This is a genomic window from Planomonospora alba (assembly GCF_039534085.1).
Classification (GTDB): domain Bacteria; phylum Actinomycetota; class Actinomycetes; order Streptosporangiales; family Streptosporangiaceae; genus Planomonospora_B; species Planomonospora_B alba.
The window spans coordinates 24928-42904 of the sequence record NZ_BAAAUT010000056.1; the positions used below are offsets into that span (position 1 = coordinate 24928).

Annotated in this window: 15 protein-coding genes and 1 riboswitch; of the genes, 8 read left to right on the top strand and 7 right to left on the bottom strand. The window is 73.2% G+C overall.

Annotated elements, in window-relative coordinates:
• Positions 1 to 34 precede the first annotated feature (34 nt).
• The 5 genes from ABD823_RS27480 to groL all read left to right on the top strand — a co-directional run bounded on the left by ABD823_RS27480 (position 35) and on the right by groL (position 5053).
• Positions 35 to 592 carry an RNA polymerase sigma factor gene (locus ABD823_RS27480; RefSeq protein ID WP_344864553.1) on the top strand — a complete coding sequence of 186 codons (558 nt, stop codon included), beginning with the start codon at positions 35 to 37 and terminating at the stop codon, positions 590 to 592.
• A gap of 147 nt (positions 593 to 739) precedes the next feature.
• Positions 740 to 880: riboswitch (SAM riboswitch) on the top strand.
• 14 nt (positions 881 to 894) lie between these two features.
• Positions 895 to 2160: a threonine synthase gene (gene thrC, locus ABD823_RS27485; protein WP_344864555.1), complete on the top strand. Its 1266-nt coding sequence runs from the start codon at positions 895 to 897 to the stop codon at positions 2158 to 2160.
• A gap of 23 nt (positions 2161 to 2183) precedes the next feature.
• Positions 2184 to 2459, top strand: coding sequence for a MoaD/ThiS family protein (locus tag ABD823_RS27490; RefSeq protein WP_344864557.1), 276 nt, complete (start codon positions 2184 to 2186; stop codon positions 2457 to 2459).
• A 349-nt stretch (positions 2460 to 2808) separates the two neighbouring features.
• A complete protein-coding gene (locus tag ABD823_RS27495; protein ID WP_055507665.1) occupies positions 2809 to 3009 on the top strand; it encodes a cold-shock protein in 201 nt (66 codons plus the stop codon).
• Between the two features lie 418 nt (positions 3010 to 3427).
• A complete protein-coding gene (groL, locus tag ABD823_RS27500) occupies positions 3428 to 5053 on the top strand; it encodes a chaperonin GroEL (protein WP_344864565.1) in 1626 nt (541 codons plus the stop codon).
• 149 nt (positions 5054 to 5202) lie between these two features.
• On the opposite strand, the gene ABD823_RS27505 is transcribed toward groL, so the two are convergent.
• From ABD823_RS27505 to ABD823_RS27525, 5 genes are all read right to left on the bottom strand, one after another.
• Entirely contained in the window at positions 5203 to 5622 is a 420-nt protein-coding gene (locus ABD823_RS27505) for a GNAT family N-acetyltransferase (protein ID WP_344864567.1), read from the bottom strand.
• A 33-nt stretch (positions 5623 to 5655) separates the two neighbouring features.
• On the bottom strand, positions 5656 to 7881 hold the full coding sequence (locus ABD823_RS27510; RefSeq protein WP_344864569.1) for a HelD family protein: 2226 nt from the start codon (positions 7879 to 7881) through the stop codon (positions 5656 to 5658).
• A 642-nt stretch (positions 7882 to 8523) separates the two neighbouring features.
• The gene (locus ABD823_RS27515) at positions 8524 to 10170 is read right to left on the bottom strand and encodes a DNA repair helicase XPB (RefSeq protein WP_344864571.1); all 1647 of its coding nucleotides are present in this window, start codon (positions 10168 to 10170) and stop codon (positions 8524 to 8526) included.
• A gap of 69 nt (positions 10171 to 10239) precedes the next feature.
• Positions 10240 to 10749 (bottom strand): hypothetical protein, encoded by a 510-nt coding sequence (locus tag ABD823_RS27520; protein WP_344864573.1) that lies wholly within the window; start codon positions 10747 to 10749, stop codon positions 10240 to 10242.
• A 117-nt stretch (positions 10750 to 10866) separates the two neighbouring features.
• Complete coding sequence (locus ABD823_RS27525; protein WP_344864575.1) at positions 10867 to 13260, bottom strand: helicase-associated domain-containing protein; 2394 nt, start codon at positions 13258 to 13260, stop codon at positions 10867 to 10869.
• 85 nt (positions 13261 to 13345) lie between these two features.
• On the opposite strand from ABD823_RS27525, the gene ABD823_RS27530 reads away from it, so the two are divergent.
• Positions 13346 to 14293, top strand: a complete 948-nt coding sequence (locus ABD823_RS27530; RefSeq protein ID WP_344864577.1) for a hypothetical protein — start codon at positions 13346 to 13348, stop codon at positions 14291 to 14293.
• A gap of 66 nt (positions 14294 to 14359) precedes the next feature.
• Here ABD823_RS27530 and ABD823_RS27535 read toward each other — a convergent pair whose 3' ends face one another.
• A complete protein-coding gene (locus tag ABD823_RS27535) occupies positions 14360 to 14983 on the bottom strand; it encodes a TetR/AcrR family transcriptional regulator (protein ID WP_344864579.1) in 624 nt (207 codons plus the stop codon).
• A gap of 233 nt (positions 14984 to 15216) precedes the next feature.
• Between ABD823_RS27535 and ABD823_RS27540 the strand changes: the two genes are divergently transcribed.
• Together ABD823_RS27540 and ABD823_RS27545 are read left to right on the top strand one after the other, a co-directional pair.
• The gene (locus ABD823_RS27540) at positions 15217 to 15843 is read left to right on the top strand and encodes an HAD family hydrolase (protein WP_344864581.1); all 627 of its coding nucleotides are present in this window, start codon (positions 15217 to 15219) and stop codon (positions 15841 to 15843) included.
• 89 nt (positions 15844 to 15932) lie between these two features.
• Entirely contained in the window at positions 15933 to 16328 is a 396-nt protein-coding gene (locus ABD823_RS27545) for a cold-shock protein (RefSeq protein WP_344864583.1), read from the top strand.
• A 130-nt stretch (positions 16329 to 16458) separates the two neighbouring features.
• Here the strand turns inward: ABD823_RS27545 and ABD823_RS27550 are convergent.
• A partial coding sequence (locus tag ABD823_RS27550) for an MFS transporter (protein ID WP_344864585.1) occupies positions 16459 to 17977 on the bottom strand: 1519 nt, incomplete at its 5' end.

Below are 17977 nucleotides of genomic sequence, written 5' to 3' on the forward strand. Positions count from 1 at the left end.
GTCCAGCGACAGTGATCGCTGATGGGGGCTCGTGATGGCGCTGGACGAGACGACCGAGGAGCTGGCCCGGGCGGCCGCCCGGGGGGACCACCGCGCGCTGGGTGAGCTGCTGCGGCGGATCGAGCCCGACGTGCTGCGGCACTGCGGCCGGATCCTGCCCTACCGGCAGGACGCCGAGGAGGCGTGCCAGGACACGCTGCTGGCGGTGGCCCGCAACATCGGCCGCTTCGAGGGCCGGGCCCGCTTCAGCACGTGGCTGCACATCGTGACGGCCAACTGCGCGCGGACCACCTACCGCTCGCTGAAGCGGCGCGCGGCCGAGCAGAGCTCCGACGAGCTGCCGCTGCAGAAGCCGGACGTCGCCCGGGTGAGCGTGATCGCGGGCTCCCGGCTGGACCTGCTCGACGCGATGGAGGCGCTGGAGGCATCCAAGCCGGAGCTGGCCCAGGCGCTGGTGCTGCGCGACATCTGCCAGCTCGACTACAACGAGGTGGCCGAGCAGCTCGGCATCCCGCTCGGCACCGCCAAGTCCCGCATCCACCAGGCGCGCAAGTACGTCCAGGGCGCGCTGGGCGAGGCCTACGGCTCCTGACCCCGTGCTCCGGGGGCGGGTGCTCCCTGCGGAGGGCGTCCACCGGCTAACACGATCCGTCTCGGGAAATGAGACGGGTGGTCAGGGCGGTGAGCCGCCGGGGTAGAGTGCTTTCAACCTGCTCAGCAGGTCCGACAACTGAATACGTGCTCATCCAGAGGGGTGGAGGGACCGGCCCTGCGAAGCCCCGGCAACCCTCCCGGTTCAAGACTCGTGATCTGACGAGGTCGGCCGGGACAGGTGCCAATTCCGGTCTGCGATCAAGGTGGTCGCAGACGAAGATGAGGGAAAGGCCTCGCTTCATGGCGTTTGCAACCGCTGAAACCACCACCACGTCGCTCGACTTCGGCCCCGCCGTGGCCCTGTCCTGTCGCGAGTGCGGTGCCCGCTACGACCTCGGCCCCAGCTTCGCCTGTGCCGAGTGTTTCGGTCCTCTCGAGATCGCCTACGAGTTCCCCCGGGTGACCCGCGAGCAGATCGCCGCCGGACCGGCCAACATCTGGCGCTACCGCTCGCTCCTGCCGGTCCCGGCGGACGTCACCGCCAAGCGCAACATGGCGCCCGGCTGGACCAAGCTGGTCAAGGCCGACAACCTCGCCCGCGAACTGGGCGTCCGCGCCCTCCACGTGAAGGACGACTCCGGCAACCCCACGCACTCCTTCAAGGACCGGGTGGTGGCCATCGCGGTCGAGGCGGCCCGCAACTTCGGCTTCCACACCCTGTCCTGCTCCTCCACCGGCAACCTCGCCGGCGCGGTCACCGCCGCCGCGGCCCGGGCCGGCCTGGACGCCTGCGTCTTCATCCCCGCCGACCTGGAGGAGGCCAAGATCGTCATGGCCTCGGTCTACGGCGGGCGCCTGGTCGGCATCGAGGGCACCTACGACGACGTGAACCGCTTCTGCTCCGAGCTCATCGGCGACGAGCTGGGCGACCGGTGGGGCTTCGTCAACGTCAACCTCCGCCCCTACTACGCCGAGGGCTCCAAGACGCTCGCCTACGAGATCGCCGAGCAGCTCGGCTGGCGGCTCCCCGACCAGATCGTCGTGCCGGTGGCCTCCGGCTCCCAGCTCACGAAGATCGACAAGGGTTTCCGGGAACTGATCGCCCTCGGGCTCGTCGAGGAGAAGCCGTACAAGATCTTCGCGGCTCAGGCCGAGGGCTGCTCCCCGGTCTCCGCCGCCTACAAGGCGGGCCACGACGTGATCCGCCCGGTCAAGCCGGACACGATCGCCAAGTCGCTGGCGATCGGCAACCCGGCCGACGGGCCGTACGTGCTGGACATCGCCCGGCGCACCGGCGGCGCGGTCGAGGACGTCACGGACGCCGAGATCGTCGACGCGATCCGGCTGCTGGCCCGGACCGAGGGCGTCTTCGCCGAGACGGCGGGCGGCGTCACCGTCGGCGTGCTGCGCAAGCTGGTCGCCGAGGGCCGGCTCGACCCGGACGGCGAGACGGTCGTGCTGAACACCGGCGAGGGGCTGAAGACCCTCGACGCGGTGGCGGACCGGGCGCGGCCCACCGCGGTCATCCGGCCGTCCCTCGACGCATTCCGCGCCGCGCTCGCCTGAGAACTCGCGAAAGGTACTGGATTATGAGCGTTTCTGTGCGAATTCCGACGATTCTCCGGACATACACCAATGGTGCCGCCGAGGTGAGCGGAGAAGGGGCGACCCTCCGGGAGGTCCTGGAGAAGCTCGACGCGGACTACCCCGGCATCGGTGCCCGGATCCTCGACGAAACGGGCAAGATCCGGCGTTTTGTCAACGTTTATGTGGGTGAAGAGGACGTCCGTTTCGCGGACAACCTCGACACCGCCACTCCGTCCGGCGTCCAGGTCTCCATCATCCCGGCGGTCGCCGGCGGCTGACCGCCCGCCTGATCCGATCCCCGCGGGTGCCCCTCCGGGCGCCCGCGGGGCCCGCCACGACACCCGCACCGGCTCCGGCCGCGTGCGGGTGTCGTGTTTTGTGGCGGGGGTTCATATGTGTGACATCAGGAAATAATGCAATGTTGAACTAAATTGCAGTGCGAGCAAAAGCTTGTTCTCGTGCCAAAGTCACGGGTAAACGGATGATTAGTGGATTGACTCTGTTGCCCTACGGTGTCCCACAGGTATGGTCGAGAACGATCGATGGGGCGATGTCCTTCGCCGCGGAGATCGAAGACCTCGCGAGTGGAATGGGCGTGGTCTTCAAGGTCGGTAAGAGGAGACGGAAGTGGCGCAGGGCACCGTCAAGTGGTTCAACGCGGACAAGGGCTACGGCTTCATCGCGGTAGACGGTGGTAAGGATGTGTTCGTCCATTACTCCGCGATCCTGATGGACGGCTACCGGGCGCTCGAGCAGGGCCAGCGGGTCGAGTTCGAGATCACCCAGGGGCAGAAGGGGCCGCAGGCGGAGTCCGTCAGGACCGTCTGAGCCCGGACGTCCGGCGGATCGGCCGGAGGAGATGACCGGAGGGTCCGGCGGCACCGCAGTCCGTGTGGACCCTCCCGCGCGTCGGCCCGGTCGCCCGGTTCACCCGGGGGGCCGGGCTTTCGCGTGTCCGGGATCGCGGCCTCCCCGGGAGGCTCGCATCCACTCTGGGGGATACGTCCGCGAAGTTTGGGGATCGTACGGTTTGACCTCTTTGCTGTGAGCGAAGCCCAGCTCAGCGCGCCGCGGCTTGCACTCGGCAGGGTAGAGTGCTAAACAGTTCGTTGGCACTCTCTGTGCGAGAGTGCCAACCCTGGATCGAGGCGATGGGGTCCGCCGAACGGAGCCGCGGACCCACATGCCGTCGCGGGCGTCGGCTCGATCCGGTGCACGCCACCCTGTGTTTGGGAGGTCTAGCCGTATGGCAGCCAAGATGATCGCGTTTGACGAGGACGCCCGGCGCGGTCTCGAGCGCGGTATGAACCAGCTCGCCGACGCCGTGAAGGTGACCCTCGGCCCCAAGGGCCGCAACGTCGTGCTGGAGAAGAAGTGGGGCGCCCCCACGATCACCAACGACGGTGTCTCCATCGCCAAGGAGATCGAGCTCGAGGACCCGTGGGAGAAGATCGGCGCCGAGCTGGTCAAGGAGGTCGCCAAGAAGACCGACGACGTCGCGGGTGACGGCACCACCACCGCCACCGTCCTCGCCCAGGCGCTGGTCCGCGAGGGCCTGCGCAACGTCGCCGCCGGCGCCAACCCGATGGCCCTGAAGAAGGGCATCGAGGCCGCCGTCGAGCGCGTCTCGGAGGAGCTGGCCAAGCTGGCCAAGGACGTGGAGACGAAGGCGCAGATCGCCTCCACGGCCTCCATCTCCGCCGGCGACGCCCAGATCGGCGAGATGATCGCCGAGGCGATGGACAAGGTCGGCAAGGAAGGCGTCATCACCGTCGAGGAGAGCAACACCTTCGGCCTGGAGCTGGAGCTCACCGAGGGCATGCGCTTCGACAAGGGCTACATCTCGCCCTACTTCGTGACCGACCCGGAGCGCATGGAGGCGGTTCTCGAGGACCCGTACGTCCTCGTCGTCAACTCCAAGGTCTCCGCCAACAAGGACCTGCTCCCGGTTCTCGACAAGGTCGTGCAGGCCGGCAAGCCGCTGCTGATCATCGCCGAGGACGTCGAGGGCGAGGCCCTGGCCACCCTGGTCGTCAACAAGATCCGCGGCCTGTTCCGCTCGGTCGCGGTCAAGGCCCCGGGCTTCGGCGACCGCCGCAAGGCCATGCTGACCGACATCGCCATCCTCACCGGCGCCCAGGTCATCAGCGAGGACCTCGGCCTGAAGCTGGAGAGCACCACCCTCGACCAGCTCGGCCGCGCCCGCCAGGTCATCGTCACCAAGGACGAGACCACCATCGTCGACGGCGCCGGTGACGCCGAGCAGATCGCGGGCCGGGTCAACCAGATCCGCACCGAGATCGAGAACACCGACTCCGACTACGACCGCGAGAAGCTCCAGGAGCGTCTGGCCAAGCTGGCCGGCGGCGTGGCCGTCATCAAGGCCGGTGCCGCCACCGAGGTCGAGCTCAAGGAGCGCAAGCACCGCATCGAGGACGCCGTCCGCAACGCCAAGGCCGCGGTCGAGGAGGGCATCGTCCCCGGCGGTGGTGTCGCGCTGCTGCAGGCTGGCGCCAAGGCCTTCGACAAGCTGGAGCTCAACGGCGACGAGGCCACCGGTGCCGCGATCGTCCGCAAGGCTCTGGAGGAGCCGCTCAAGCAGATCGCCGTCAACGCCGGCCTCGAGGGCGGCGTCGTGGTGGAGAAGGTGCGCAACCTCACCCCGGGTGAGGGCCTGAACGCCGCCACCGGCGACTACGTCAACATGTTCGAGTCGGGCATCATCGACCCGGCCAAGGTGACCCGTTCCGCTCTGCAGAACGCGGCGTCCATCGCGGCGCTGTTCCTCACCACCGAGGCCGTCATCGCCGAGAAGCCCGAGAAGGAGAAGGCCCCCGCCATGCCCGGTGGCGGCGGCGACATGGACTTCTAGTCCCTCTCCCGCGTGACAGAAGAGGCCGGTCCCCTCGGGGACCGGCCCTTTCTTTTCCGCCCCGGTGCTCCTCGCGGCCCCTCCCGGACGGCCGGAGGCCCCGGCCCCTCCGGCGGGAAGGCGGCGGTGATCCGCGTTCCCGCGGCCCGTCAGGTCAGCGGCTTGACCCAGCGGGCCCACTGCGGCTGGGGGGCGTAACCCGCCGCGCCCCAGGCGCGGTGGGCGAGCTCGTTGCCGTGCAGCACCATGGCGTCGGCGCGGAACGCGCCGAACGCCGCGAAGCGCTCCTCGGCCGCCCGGATCAGCGCGCTCCCGATGCCCCGGCGCCGCCGGGCGGGGTCCACGGCCAGCCGGTACAGGTGCGCCCGCCAGCCGTCCCAGCCCGCGATCAGCGTGCCGGCCATCTCCCCGTCGACCTCGGCGACGAGGACCGCCTCGGGGTCGCGCTCGATGAGCGCGGCCACCTTGGCCGGATCGTCGTGCCGGTCCGTCCCCTCGGCGGCCGTCAGCCAGAAGGCCAGCAGCGCCTCGACGTCCTCGATCCGCCCGTGCCGGATGATCACTTCCATGCGCGGCACGCTACCAGCCGCCTCGGAACCGGATCAGCCGGTCAGCTCGGCCGGAAGATCCCTGGAGTGCAGCACGGTCAGGGAGGTGACCGCACGGGTCAGCACCACGTACAGGCGGGCCAGGCCCCGCGGCTCGGCCTCCACGATGTCGGCCGGCTCCACCACGATGACGTGGTCGTACTCCAGACCCTTGGCCAGGGTGGCCGGGACGACCAGGAGGCGGTGCTCCTCGACGGAGTCCGGGGCCAGCACGCGGTGGTCGAGGTCCGCCAGCGCCTCGGAGACGGCGGAGACGCGGGCGTCGGGGACGATGACGCCGATCGAGCCCTCGCGCCGCAGCGCCTGCCCGGCCGCCTCGGCCAGGGACGCGGCCAGGTCCGGCGCGTGCCGTACGGTCAACGAGCCCGCGCCGGGGCGCAGGGAGCGGGGTACGGCCAGGCCGGGGGCGACGGAGGGCAGCAGGCGGGCGGCGTAGTCGAGGACCTCGCGCGGCACGCGGAAGCCCAGGGTGAGCTCGGTGACCGTGCCCCCGCTGCCGCCGTCCCCGGCGGAGCCGCCCTCGGGGAAGCCGAGGTGCTCGAGGACCTCGCTCCAGGAGCGCGCCGCCCAGGGCGTGGTGCCCTGGGCGAGGTCCCCCAGGACGGTGGCCGACCCGTTGCGGCAGCGCCGGCCGAGGGCGCGCAGCTGCATCGCCGACAGGTCCTGGGCCTCGTCCACGACCAGGTGGCCGAGGGACGGCGTGCGCTCCATCATGTCGCCGAGCTCGTCCAGCAGCGCGCCGTCGGCCGCCGACCACTTCGCCGAGCGGAACGACTTGGGCGGCTTGGCCCACAGCAGCGCGGCCTGCTCCTGCGCGGACAGGTCGTCCTTCGCTGCGGCGGCCAGGAACGCGGGGTCGCTCAGCAGCCGGTGCAGGACCTGCTGGGGGGTGAGCTTGGGCCAGACCTGCTCCACGAGCTGCTTGACCGGCCTGGAGCGGGCGACCGCGTCCTGCACCCGGTCGTCGGGGGACTCGCCGCGCTGCTCCATCCGGACGAGCACCTGGTGGGCCAGGCGCTGGGCGAGGGCCGCGCGGCCGGGGTTGTAGCGGGTGGTGCCGCGCAGGGAGGCGACGATCTCGCGGACCTCGTGGTCGGCCACCCGGTAGCGGTTGGCGCCCTTGGTGAACAGCAGGCCCTCGGCGGGCTTGACGACGTGCGCCCACAGCGCCCGCCGCAGCACCGGCACCATCCGCGCGTCACCCTTGATCGCGGCGACCGCGGGGTCCTCGGCGGCGGCGTGGTCGCCGAGGATCCCGGCGACCGTGGTCTGGTCGACCTTGACCTCGCCCAGGGCGGGGAGCACCGAGGAGATGTAGGACAGGAACGCCCGGTTGGGGCCGACGATCATCACGCCGGAGCGGGCGAGCTTCTCCCGGTGGGTGAAGAGGAGGTAGGCGGCCCTGTGCAGGCCGACGGCGGTCTTGCCGGTGCCGGGGGCGCCCTGGACGCATACCGTCCTGGCCAGGTCCTCCCGGACGATCTCGTCCTGGTCCGGTTGGATGGTCGCGACGATGTCGCGCATCGGGCCCGAGCGGGGGCGTTCGATCTCCTCGGTGAGGATCTTCGACTGCCGGAGCGCCTCCCCGCGGCCGAGGTGCTCGTCCTCGAAGGCGGTCAGGTCGCCGCCGTGGTAGCCGAACCGGCGGCGGAGCCCGACGCCCATCGGGTCGGCCGGGCTGGCCTGGTAGAACGCCCGGGAGACCGGGGCGCGCCAGTCGACGACCAGAGGGCGGCTGCGTTCGTCGTGGACGTGCCGGCGGCCGACGTAGATGGTGCCGGGCAGGTCGTCGCCGGCGGTCCGGTCGAGGCGGCCGAAGAAGAGCGGCGTGCCGGCGTGGTCGGCGAGCGCGGCCACCCGCTGGTCCAGCAGCGCCTGCAGGACCTGCTGGGAGACCCAGTCTCCGGCGGCGTCGGCGGACAGGGACTGCGCGTGCTCGCGCATCGCGCGCAGGGCGGCCCGGGAGACGGCCAGGTGCTCGCGCTCGGCGGCGAGGATCCGGGCGGGATCGTCGCCCGGATCGGGGGCACCGCCGGGGGCGCCGTCGGAGGCACTGCCGGGGGCGCCGTCGGAGGCACTGCCGGGGGCGCCGCCGGAGACGGTGGGGGCGCCGCGGGCACCGGAGAGGGCGGGACCGGCCTCGGGAAGGGCCGCGGCGGAAGGGCCGGAGGGTATGTCCGGCAGCAATTGTTCGGCGGGCATGCGGAAAGCGCCTCTCATTCGGTAAACGGAGGTGGTGGTCATCTGGCAGCGAATCGACTAGCTTACCGAGGGGCCGGACGGCGCTCAAAAGGATTGATTCTCCGGCGGCGGGCCCGGTGGCGTGGGCATTTCGGCGGTGGCGCGGGGGCTGCTCCCCGGCGCCGTCCGCCGGAGCCGCCCGTCTCCGGGAACGAGCCAGGCCGATCCCGGCGGGGGGCGCGTGTCCTCCGGTCCGGCGTCGGCCGTGCCGCCGGAGTCGCCGGCCCCCCTGCTCACATGCCTTGATCGGTTCCGTGGCCTGCCCGCGGCCCCGGTCCGGCCACCGCTCGGGGCCGGGTGCGGCGCGACCCGCCGTACGGCTCCGGCAGGGGAGCGCACCCGCCGGGATGTTCGCGGAAAAAGGGGGCGATCCATCGAAGGAATACACGTTGTGTTACTAATTAGTAACCCTCTGTCATTCTTCGATGTATGGCGAAAAAGGCGGGCAAATCTGGTGAAGTGTGCAGAATGTGGGGTATGCCGCCACTGATTGTCGCGGTCCAAAGGAGGGGGTGGTCTCTTTGTCGAAGACCCGCGGGATTTCGTGGATCTGACACGGACCACACGGTGCTCGCCGGCGAGTCTCAGTCGCCGGCGAGCACGTCGTCTCCAGACCGGACCTCAGTCGCCGGCGAGCACGTCGTCCGCGTCGATGATCTGGTAGGCGTACCCCTGCTCGGCCAGGAAGCGCTGCCGGTGCGCGGCGAACTCCTGGTCGACGGTGTCCCGGCTGACCACCGAGTAGAAGCGCGCCCCGCCCCCGCCCGACTTGGGCCGCAGCACCCGGCCGAGCCGCTGCGCCTCCTCCTGGCGTGAGCCGAACGTCCCCGACACCTGGATGGCCACCGACGCCTCCGGCAGGTCGATGGAGAAGTTGGCGACCTTGGAGACCACCAGCACCTGGATCTGGCGCTCGCGGAAGGCCTGGAAGAGCCGCTCCCGCTCCTTGACCTTGGTGTCCCCCTTGATCACCGGAGCGCCCAGGTGCTCACCGAGCTCGTCGAGCTGGTCGATGTACTGCCCGATGACCAGCACCTGCTCGCCCGCGTGCCGCCGCACCAGCGCCTCGGCGACCCGGAGCTTGGCCGGCGTGGTGGCGCAGAACCGGTAGCGCTCCTCGGCCTCGGCCATCGCGTAGGCCAGCCGCTCGTCGTCGCCGAGCGTCACCCGGACCTCGACGCAGTCGGCCGGGGCGATCCAGCCCTGGTTCTCCATGTCCTTCCACGGCGCGTCGTAGCGCTTCGGCCCGATCAGGGAGAACACGTCGCCCTCCCGGCCGTCCTCGCGCACCAGCGTCGCGGTCAGCCCCACCCGCCGCCGGGCCTGGAGGTCGGCGGTCATCCGGAAGATCGGTGCGGGCAGCAGGTGCACCTCGTCGTAGACGATCAGCCCCCAGTCGCGGGCGTCGAACAGCTCCAGGTGGCGGTAGACGCCCTGCCGCCGGGTCGTCATCACCTGGTAGGTGGCGATGGTGACCGGCCGGATCTCCTTCTTGGTCCCGGTGTACTCGCCGATCTCGTCCTCGGTCAGCGAGGTCCTCCTGATCAGCTCCTGCTTCCACTGGTGGGCCGAGACCGTGTTCGTCACCAGGATGAGCGTGGTGGCCTGCGCGTGCGCCATCGCCGCCGCGCCCACGATCGTCTTGCCGGCGCCGCAGGGCAGCACGACCACGCCCGAGCCGCCGTTCCAGAACGCGTCGGCGGCCTCCCGCTGGTACGGGCGGATGCTCCAGCCGTCCTCGGCCAGCGTGATCGGGTGGTGCTCGCCGTCGACGTATCCGGCCAGGTCCTCGGCAGGCCAGCCCAGCTTGAGCAGCAGCTGCTTGACGTTGCCGCGCTCGCTCGGGTGGACCGCCACGGTGTCCGCGTCCAGCCGCCCCCCGAGCAGCGGCTGGATCTTCTTCGACCGCAGCACCTCCTCCAGCACGGCCCGGTCGGTGCTGGTCAGGACGAGCCCGTGCACGGGGTGCTTCTCCAGCCGGAGCCTGCCGTAGCGCGCCATCGTCTCGGCGATGTCGACCAGCAGCGCGTGCGGCACCGGGTAGCGGCTGTAGGTGATCAGCGCGTCGATCACCTGCTCGGCGTCGTGGCCCGCCGCCCGCGCGTTCCACAGCGCCAGCGGGGTCACGCGGTAGGTGTGCACGTGCTCGGGCGCACGCTCCAGCTCGGCGAACGGAGCGATCGCCTTACGGCACTCGTCGGCCGCGGGGTGCTCGACCTCGAGCAGCAGTGTCTTGTCGGACTGGACGATCAGCGGGCCGTCGGCCACAGGCTTCTCCCTCGTGTACGGCTACCGCATATCCAACACAACCGGGCCCGCCGGAAGTCCCGGATCGGCTCAGCTCCCCGCCCAGGCGCCGCCGAGCCCCGCCACGACGAAGGCTGCGGCCCCCGCGACGATCAGCCCAGCGTTGACGGCGACGGCGCTCCAGGCCCACCGGAGCAGGGTCCGGGCGTGGGCGGGGTCGGTCTCGACCCCGCCCAGGGCCTTCGCCGCCAGGACGGTCACGACGCCGCCGCCGGGGCTCAGGAAGCAGCTCATCGCCAGCACGATGCCGGCCGCCAGGGCGACGAGCGCGTGCCTGCGCACGCCCTCGGCGTCCGGGTGGGGCCGCCGGGCCGGGCCGTACGGCACCGCGGCGGGACCGGGGACCCGCTCCCCGGGGGTGTGGAACGGCCGGGACGGGGCGGGCCCGGACGGGTGCACCGGCGGCGCGAACGGGTCGTCCCCGCCCGGGGGCCGGCCACCGGGCCCGGGCGGCCGGACGACGGGCACCGTCTCGTAGCTCTCGTAGCCGTTCCGGTCTCCAGGACGCGCCTGGGAGCCTTCGGGGGTGTCACTGCTCACGTGGGGGACTCGTCTCGCCTGTGCGGAACCGGTTGCGTCAACACATACCACGCCCCGGAGGGGCCGGTCGCCGCTCGCCGGAACGGCCGGGACCCGGCTGCCGGGGCCGCCGGAGGGCTACGGCCGGAGCTCGGAGACCCCGGTGATGCGGTGCAGGGCGAAGCGGTGCACCGCGGCCCGGGTCTCGTCGTAGGCGGTGAGGTAGCCGCCCTCCATCCGGGCGGGCTCCAGGATGCGGCTGGTGGCGTTGCCCTGCGAGTCGAGGTAGCCGATCCAGACCTGCGTCCCCTGCCGGATGGCCTCGCGCAGCGCGCTGATCGTGGCGTTCGCCGGGGAGCGGGGCACCTGGCCGTCGGGGGCGTCGGCGGGCTTGCGGCGGGCCCGGTGGGCGGCGTCGCCGGCCCGTACGGCGCGCACGGCCGCCGTGACCACCTCGGCGTCCAGGCCGGTGAACGCGGCCGGGGTCCGGGACTGCGGCGGGCCCTCGGTCCGCCGCACGTCCAGCCGGGTGATGATCACGTCACCCTCCAGGGACTCGGCCACCGGGGCGTAACCCATCGCGCGCAGCGAGTCGACCAGGGTCGCGCGTGAGGTCTTGGACGCGATCACGGTGGGCGCCAGGCGGCGCAGCCGCAGGGGGGCGGCGCGCTTGTCGGCCATCACCTCGTCGAGCGCCGAGGGGTCGTCGCAGCGCACGTAGGCGCTGGCCGAGCCGACCCGCATGCGGCCGTGGCGGCGGGCCACGTCGGTGATCAGATAGCTGAGCGGCTGCGGGACCGGCGTGGTCGAGTGCCGCTCCAGCACGGCCAGCATCTCGTCGGCGCCCTGCCCGGCGTCCAGTGCCCGCCGTACCGACCGCTCGCAGAACCGGTAGACCGTCGCGCCGCCGGTGGACTCCACGTCGGCGGCCAGCCCCAGCCAGCGGCTCAGCTCGCCGGTGAGCGGGCCCGGGGCGACCGCGGTGAGGTCGGCCTGGAGCAGCACGTGGTCGAGCGGCACGGGCAGCAGCGGGGCCAGCAGCCCGGCGGCCGATCCCGCGCCGTCCCCCCCTCCCGCCTCCGCGGGCAGCAGGGCGCGGCCGTGGCGGGAGAGCGCGCCGAGGCCGGTGACCCCGATCTGCTCGGCTTCCCGCAGCGTGAGCTCCACCAGCCGGTCGCGCTGGGCGCCGCGGCGGCGCGGCTGCTCCCAGGCCAGCCGCTCGCGGACCGACTCCGGGGTCGGCGCGGTGGACGGGCCCGCGGCGTCCGCGGCTCCGGCGAGGACGCGCAGCACGGCGGCGCGGACCTCCGGGGCGGCGGCGCGGCGCAGATCAGGGTGGAGGGCGTTGAGCAGCCGGTCCCGCTCGTCGCGCTCGCCGATCAGCCCCGGCGCCCGGTCCATGGCCAGCCACGTCGAGGCCAGCGTCACCCAGCGGTCCTCGGTGCCGCGCACCCGCCAGCCGTCGTAGACCGGGGTGGGCAGCCAGTCGCCGTCGACCGCGCCGCTCGCGGCGACGAGCCCGGCGGCGTACGCCACCTCGACGACCAGCCCGGCGGCCCACTCGGGCAGGTCGAGCAGGGCCGCGGCGCGCTTCAGGTCGCGTACGGCCAGCCCGCCGCCGCGGAGCACGCCGGGCGGGTCGGCGCCCCACCGCTCGCAGAGCTCCTCCACCGCGCGGGTGAACGCGAACGCCTGCCCGGCCGCCGTCCGGTCGATGAGGTCCCGCTTGCGCCCGGGGCCGTCGAGCGGCGGGGGAACGGGGCACAGGTCCCGGTGGACGCGGCCGCCGCGCAGGAAGAGCCCGACCTCGCGGGGGAGCACGACGGACTCCTCGCCGGTCGCGCAGAGCAGGGCACGGGCCAGGAGCTGCTCGATCGGCGAGCGGGCGGTGGCCGTCCGCACGTCCCGGCGGGCGTTGGCCACCCGGCCGCTGGGCGGGCCCCAGGCCAGCTCGTCGAGCGCGGCGCGGGCCTGCGGCGAGACCTCCTCGACCAGCCGCGCCACGACGTCCTGGTCGGCCAGGAGCGCGGCGAGGTCCTCCGCCGAGTCGCCCGTGCCGCCGAGGTCGTCGATCAGCTCGGCCAGCCGCTCCCGGTGGTAGTGCCGGAACGCGTCCTGCGCCGGCGGGCCGAGGCCCGCGGGTCCGTCCAGGACCTCCCGCACGCCGGGGGCCGGCTGCAGGGCGCGGTCGGGCCCGTAGACCAGGGCCAGCGTCCGCAGCCGGTCGACGGTCTTTCTGACCCCGGCCTCGAACACCGGGTCCGCCGGGCCGGACAGCGCGCGGGCCAGCCGGGCGCGGAGCGACCGGTAGGCGATCGGGGAGGGGAGCACGACGAGCGTCTCGACGACCGCGAAGGCGAACCGGTCGAGCCGGTCGAGCACCCGGCCGATCGCCGACGGGCTGCTCGCCCGCCCGGCCAGCCCCTCGACGTGGGCGGGGACGGGGGTGATGAGCTCGGGACGGAGGGCGACCAGCTCCCGCAGCTGCTCGTCGCTCCGGCCGCGCAGCCACTTGGTGAACTCCGTGCTCATTCACCCAATGGTAGGAGCCCTCACCGACAGCGTGCGGTCGGGGAAAGGGCTCGCGGGCGGCGGCGCGGCGGGGGAGGATGGCGGCGTGATCGAGCGTGCCGACCAGCTCGTCCTGGAGTATGTCAGCAGGGCGGCCGACGCCGCGCACGGCGTCCTCCGCCAGGACCAGCGGCTCGACTTCGTCCGGCGGCTCCGCGAGCGGATCGACGCCGAGCGGCGGGGGGCCGACAGCCCCGCCGCCGTCGCGAAGGTGCTCGCCGGGTTCGGCGATCCGGTGGCCCTGGTGAGGCGCGAGGCCCGGCGCCTGTCCGAGGAGGCGGCCCCGCCGCCGGCGGACCGGGCGGAGAACCCGGCCCCGGCGGCCCCGCCACCGGTTCCGCCGGCCCCGCCACCGGTGCCGCCGGCGTCCGCGCGGCGCGGTCGGGAGGTGCCGCCGGAGGCGGCCCGCTCCCGGGAGGAGGCGCTGAGGTGGCTGGCCGACCACGGGCCCGGCGCCCGGCCCGTCCGGCGGCCCGGCATCGTGCGGCGTGCGGGTCCGTGGCGGCGCACCTCCGTGCCCCCGCCGGGCCCGGCCGGGCCCGGCGAACCGTGGTCGCCGCCCGGCGGCGCGGCGCGGAACCGGCTGGACGCGGTGGAGGTGCTCGCCGCGCACCGGCACGAGACGGCCGGGGTGGCCGTGCTCGTCCTGGCCGGGCTGCTCGTCCCGCTCGCGCCGGTCCCGGTCGGGATCGTCCCCCTGCCCCTCCTGGTGTGGGCGGCCGGGGCGCTGGTCGTCCTGTCCGCACCCGGCTGGGAGCGGGCGGACAGGGTGGCAGGCGTCGCGGCCCCGGTGCTGTCCTACACCGCCGGAGGCGCGCTGGTGGCGCTGGTCAGGAGCGGCGGCGGGTCCGATCGGACGGTCGCCGAGTTCTTCGACGTCAGCGGGCCCATGTTCGTGCTCGGGACGGCGGCGGGGGTGTTCCGGCTGGTCCGCCGGCTGCTGGACCCGCCGCTCCCGGACCCCGGACGGTCCCGGCCCGGGCGGTCCCGCTGACAGGGCCGCCGGGGGACCGGCCGCCGGGATCGGGGGCGGACCGGCTGACAGGGCCGGTGGGGGCCGTCAGCCGATCGTCTGGACGGCGGGGGTCGGCATGAGGCCGAGCGCGAGCCGTACCCAGGACTCGACGAAGCGGTCCTTGCCGGCGTGGCCGGGGGGCTCGCTCACGGTGTCCTGGAACAGCCGGTAGTGGACGACCGCGCCACCGAGCACCGCGCCGATCGCGGCCCAGTCGTGGTCGGCCCCGGCGTACTCGGGCTGCGACCGCATCCAGGTGGTGAACGCGTCGAACATGGGCTGCAGCAGGCCCTCGCGCACCACGGCCACCAGTTCGGGGAACTGGCTCAGGTCGCGGAAGAAGACGCGGGTCAGCTCGCTCTCCTCGCGGACCTTGGCGAGTCCGGCCCGGCACAGGTGGGCCAGGCGGGCCTCGATGCCCAGGGAGGCGTCCATGGCGTTCAGCTCGGCCAGGGTCTCGGCGATCTGCAGCCGGGTCCGGTTGGCGTGCTCGTGCATCGCCGCGGCCAGCACCTCGTACTTCGATTTGAAGTGCCGGTACAGCCCCCCGGCGCCGGGCGACAGCCCGGCGGCGGCCTCGATCTCGGCGACCGAGGTCGCCGCGTAGCCCTTCTCGGCGAACAGGCGCAGGGCTTCGTCGATGATCCGCTCGCGCGTCGATCTGCTCATCTTTCTGCCGATACCTCCGTCATGACCCTATCCAGTGCACAACCCGGCAGGTCGCGGGATCACCGGACGAAACCGGCGGGTCCGGGCGGTGGCAGGTGCCGATGGGCCCGACGGCGGGGAGTAAGTGACTCCTTTGCAAAGGGTTCCACAGCCGGGGTCGCGGCGTACAGCGAGGGGCACCGCCGGCACGGTGGATTACCAGCGGGATATGTCGGTTTGGCATGCTGCTATTCATGCACTCGGTGGGATTCGACCTGGACATGACGCTCGCGGACACCCGTGCGGGGATCGCCGCCGTCTACGACGAGCTGTCGCTGCGGATCGGGGTGCCCATCGACAGCGCCGCGGTGGTGGCCCGGCTGGGGCCGCCGCTGGAGCTCGAACTGGCCAACTGGCTCCCCGCGGAGGAGATCCCCGCGGCCGCCGCCGTCTTCCGCTCGCTGTACCCCTCGATCGCGGTGCCCGCCACCACCCTCCTGCCCGGCGCCCGCGAGGCCGTCGAGGCCGTACGGCGGGCGGGCGGCAGGGTCATCGTGGTCACCGGGAAGAGCACCGGGGACGCCGAGCGGACGGTGGGATTCCTCGGCCTGGAGGTGGACGGGATCGCCGGGTCGCTTTTCGGCTCGGCCAAGGGCCCGGCTCTCGCGTCATTCGGCGCGGCGGCCTATGTTGGAGATCACGTCGCCGACATCGAGGCGGCGCGAGCAGGAGGCGCCGTCAGCGTGGCGGTGGCGACCGGTCCCTACCCGGCGGGAGAGCTGCGTGCACACGGAGCCGAGGTCGTGCTGGAGGATCTGACGGAGTTCGCCGGGTGGTTCGACGGGTGGCGGGCCGCGCGGGGCACCGCGGAGATCGCGTGACTCGCACCCGTTTACACGGTCGCCCTCAGCCGCGTGTGGGCATAACCTACTCCCATCCCCTACACCACAGTCTGAACGAGGTCACCCCTGTGCCGAGTGGCAAGGTCAAGTGGTACGACGCCGACAAGGGTTTCGGCTTCCTCACCCGCGACGACGGCGGTGAGGTCTTCGTGCATTCCTCCGCGCTGCCCGGTGGCGTGGACTCCCTCAAGCCCGGTCAGAAGGTCGAGTTCGGCGTGGCCGAGGGGCGTCGCGGCCAGCAGGCGCTCTCGGTCCGAGTGATCGACCAGCCCACCCTGGAGAGGACCGCCAAGCCCAGGGGCAAGCGCAAGAAACCCGACGAGATGGTCGTCATCGTCGAGGACCTGATCAAGCTCCTCGACGGGGTCTCCACCTCCTACCAGAGGGGCAAGCACCCGGACGCGGCGCACGCCAAGAAGATCGCGGCCGTGCTCCGCGCGGTGGCCGACGACCTGGACGCCTGAGCACGCGGCCCCGCCCGCGGGGCCGCCGCCTCTCCGCGCCGCCGTTCGCGCGCGCCCGCCGTCCGCGCGCGCCCGCCCGGGGCAGGCCCGCCCGCTCCCGGGCGGGAGGCCGGGCCCCCGGGGCGGCGGCTCAGCCGTGGGGGTTGGTCAGCGGTTTGGTGCGCTTCTCGGTGGGCGCGTCGTCGTGCCGGATGACGGCGGTCGTGGTGCCCGCGGGCCGCTTGCGGTGCACCGGCTTGTCCGGCACCCGCTCCGGCGGCGCCGCCGCGTCCTCCTGCCCGGTCGGTTCCGGTGTCCGGGCGGCTGCGGTCTGCGCGCGGGCGGCCCGCGCCCGGGCCTCCGTCGTCTCCAGGCGGCGACGGCGCCGCAGGAGCAGCCAGCCGAGCGAGCCCGCCAGCACCGCGGCCATCGTCGCGAGTCCGCCGGGACCGCGCGCGAACAGCGAGAGCAGCAGCCCGACCAGCCCGCCGACCACCCAGGCGACCTGCAGGAGCGCCTCGACCACGCCGAAGGTGGACGAGCGCACCTCCTCGCCGATCTCGCGCTGCACGATCGCGTCCAGCGCGAGCTTGCCCAGCCCCTGCGCGAACGCGGCGGTCAGCGCGACGGCCACCGCGGTCCACAGGGTGAACACGGCGGCCGCCGCGACCGTGGCCGCCGCCGACACCGCGAGCGTGACCAGCACGATCACCTGCGGGGAGTGGCTGCGCGCCCAGGAGGCGATCCCGGCCCCGGCCAGGCCGCCGGCCCCGGCGGCGAGGAGCAGCACGCCGATCGTGGCCGCCGCGGGCATGCCGGGGAGCTTCTTCTCCTGCACCAGGAAGAGCAGGTAGAACAGCAGGAAGCCGGAGTAGAACCGGATGGCGACGTTGGCCAGCATCGACTCGGCCACGACCGGTCCGATGCTCAGCATGGTGCGCCAGCGCGGCGGCCGCTCCTCGCCCTCCTGGAGCTCGTCCAGGTCGGGGGAGTCCACGTGGCGCGGGAGCCGTACGGCCAGCACGCCCTGGAGCAGGAACAGCAGCGTGGCGGCGCGCAGCACCCATTCGGCGCCGAGCCAGGCGCTGACGCCCGCGCCCGCGCCCGCCGCGACCCCCGCCGAGACCAGCGCGAACAGCGCGACCCGCGCGTTGGCGGTGACCAGCGCGATGTCGGCGGGCAGCACGCTCGGCATGATCGCGGCGCGGGAGACGTTGTAGGCCTTCGACAGCACCAGCACGGCCAGCGCCGCCGGGAAGATGGTGAAGACGTCGCCGGGGACGACCGCCGCGGCCATGGCGAAGCAGAGCAGCCCCCGGCCGAACAGGGTGCCCGCCATGACGAGGCGACGGCCCGAGCGGAACCGGTCGAGGACCGGTCCGACGAACGGCGCGACCACCACGAACGGGATCATCGTGATCAGCAGGTAGAGCGCGACCTGGCCCCGGGCCTCGTTCACCGGCAGTTTGAACAGTGTGCCGGCCAGCGCGGCGGTGACCAGCGCGTCGCCCGCGCTGTGCGCGGCCGTCAGCTCGATCAGCTGGCCGAGGCCGGTGCGGCCGGCACCCTGGGCGTGGGTCAGCCGCCGGGCCGTCCGGCCGAGCCCGCGGGTCGCGCCGGCGGCGCCGCGCCCGGCGCGCACGGTCGCCCGCCCGGTGCCCCTGGCCGCC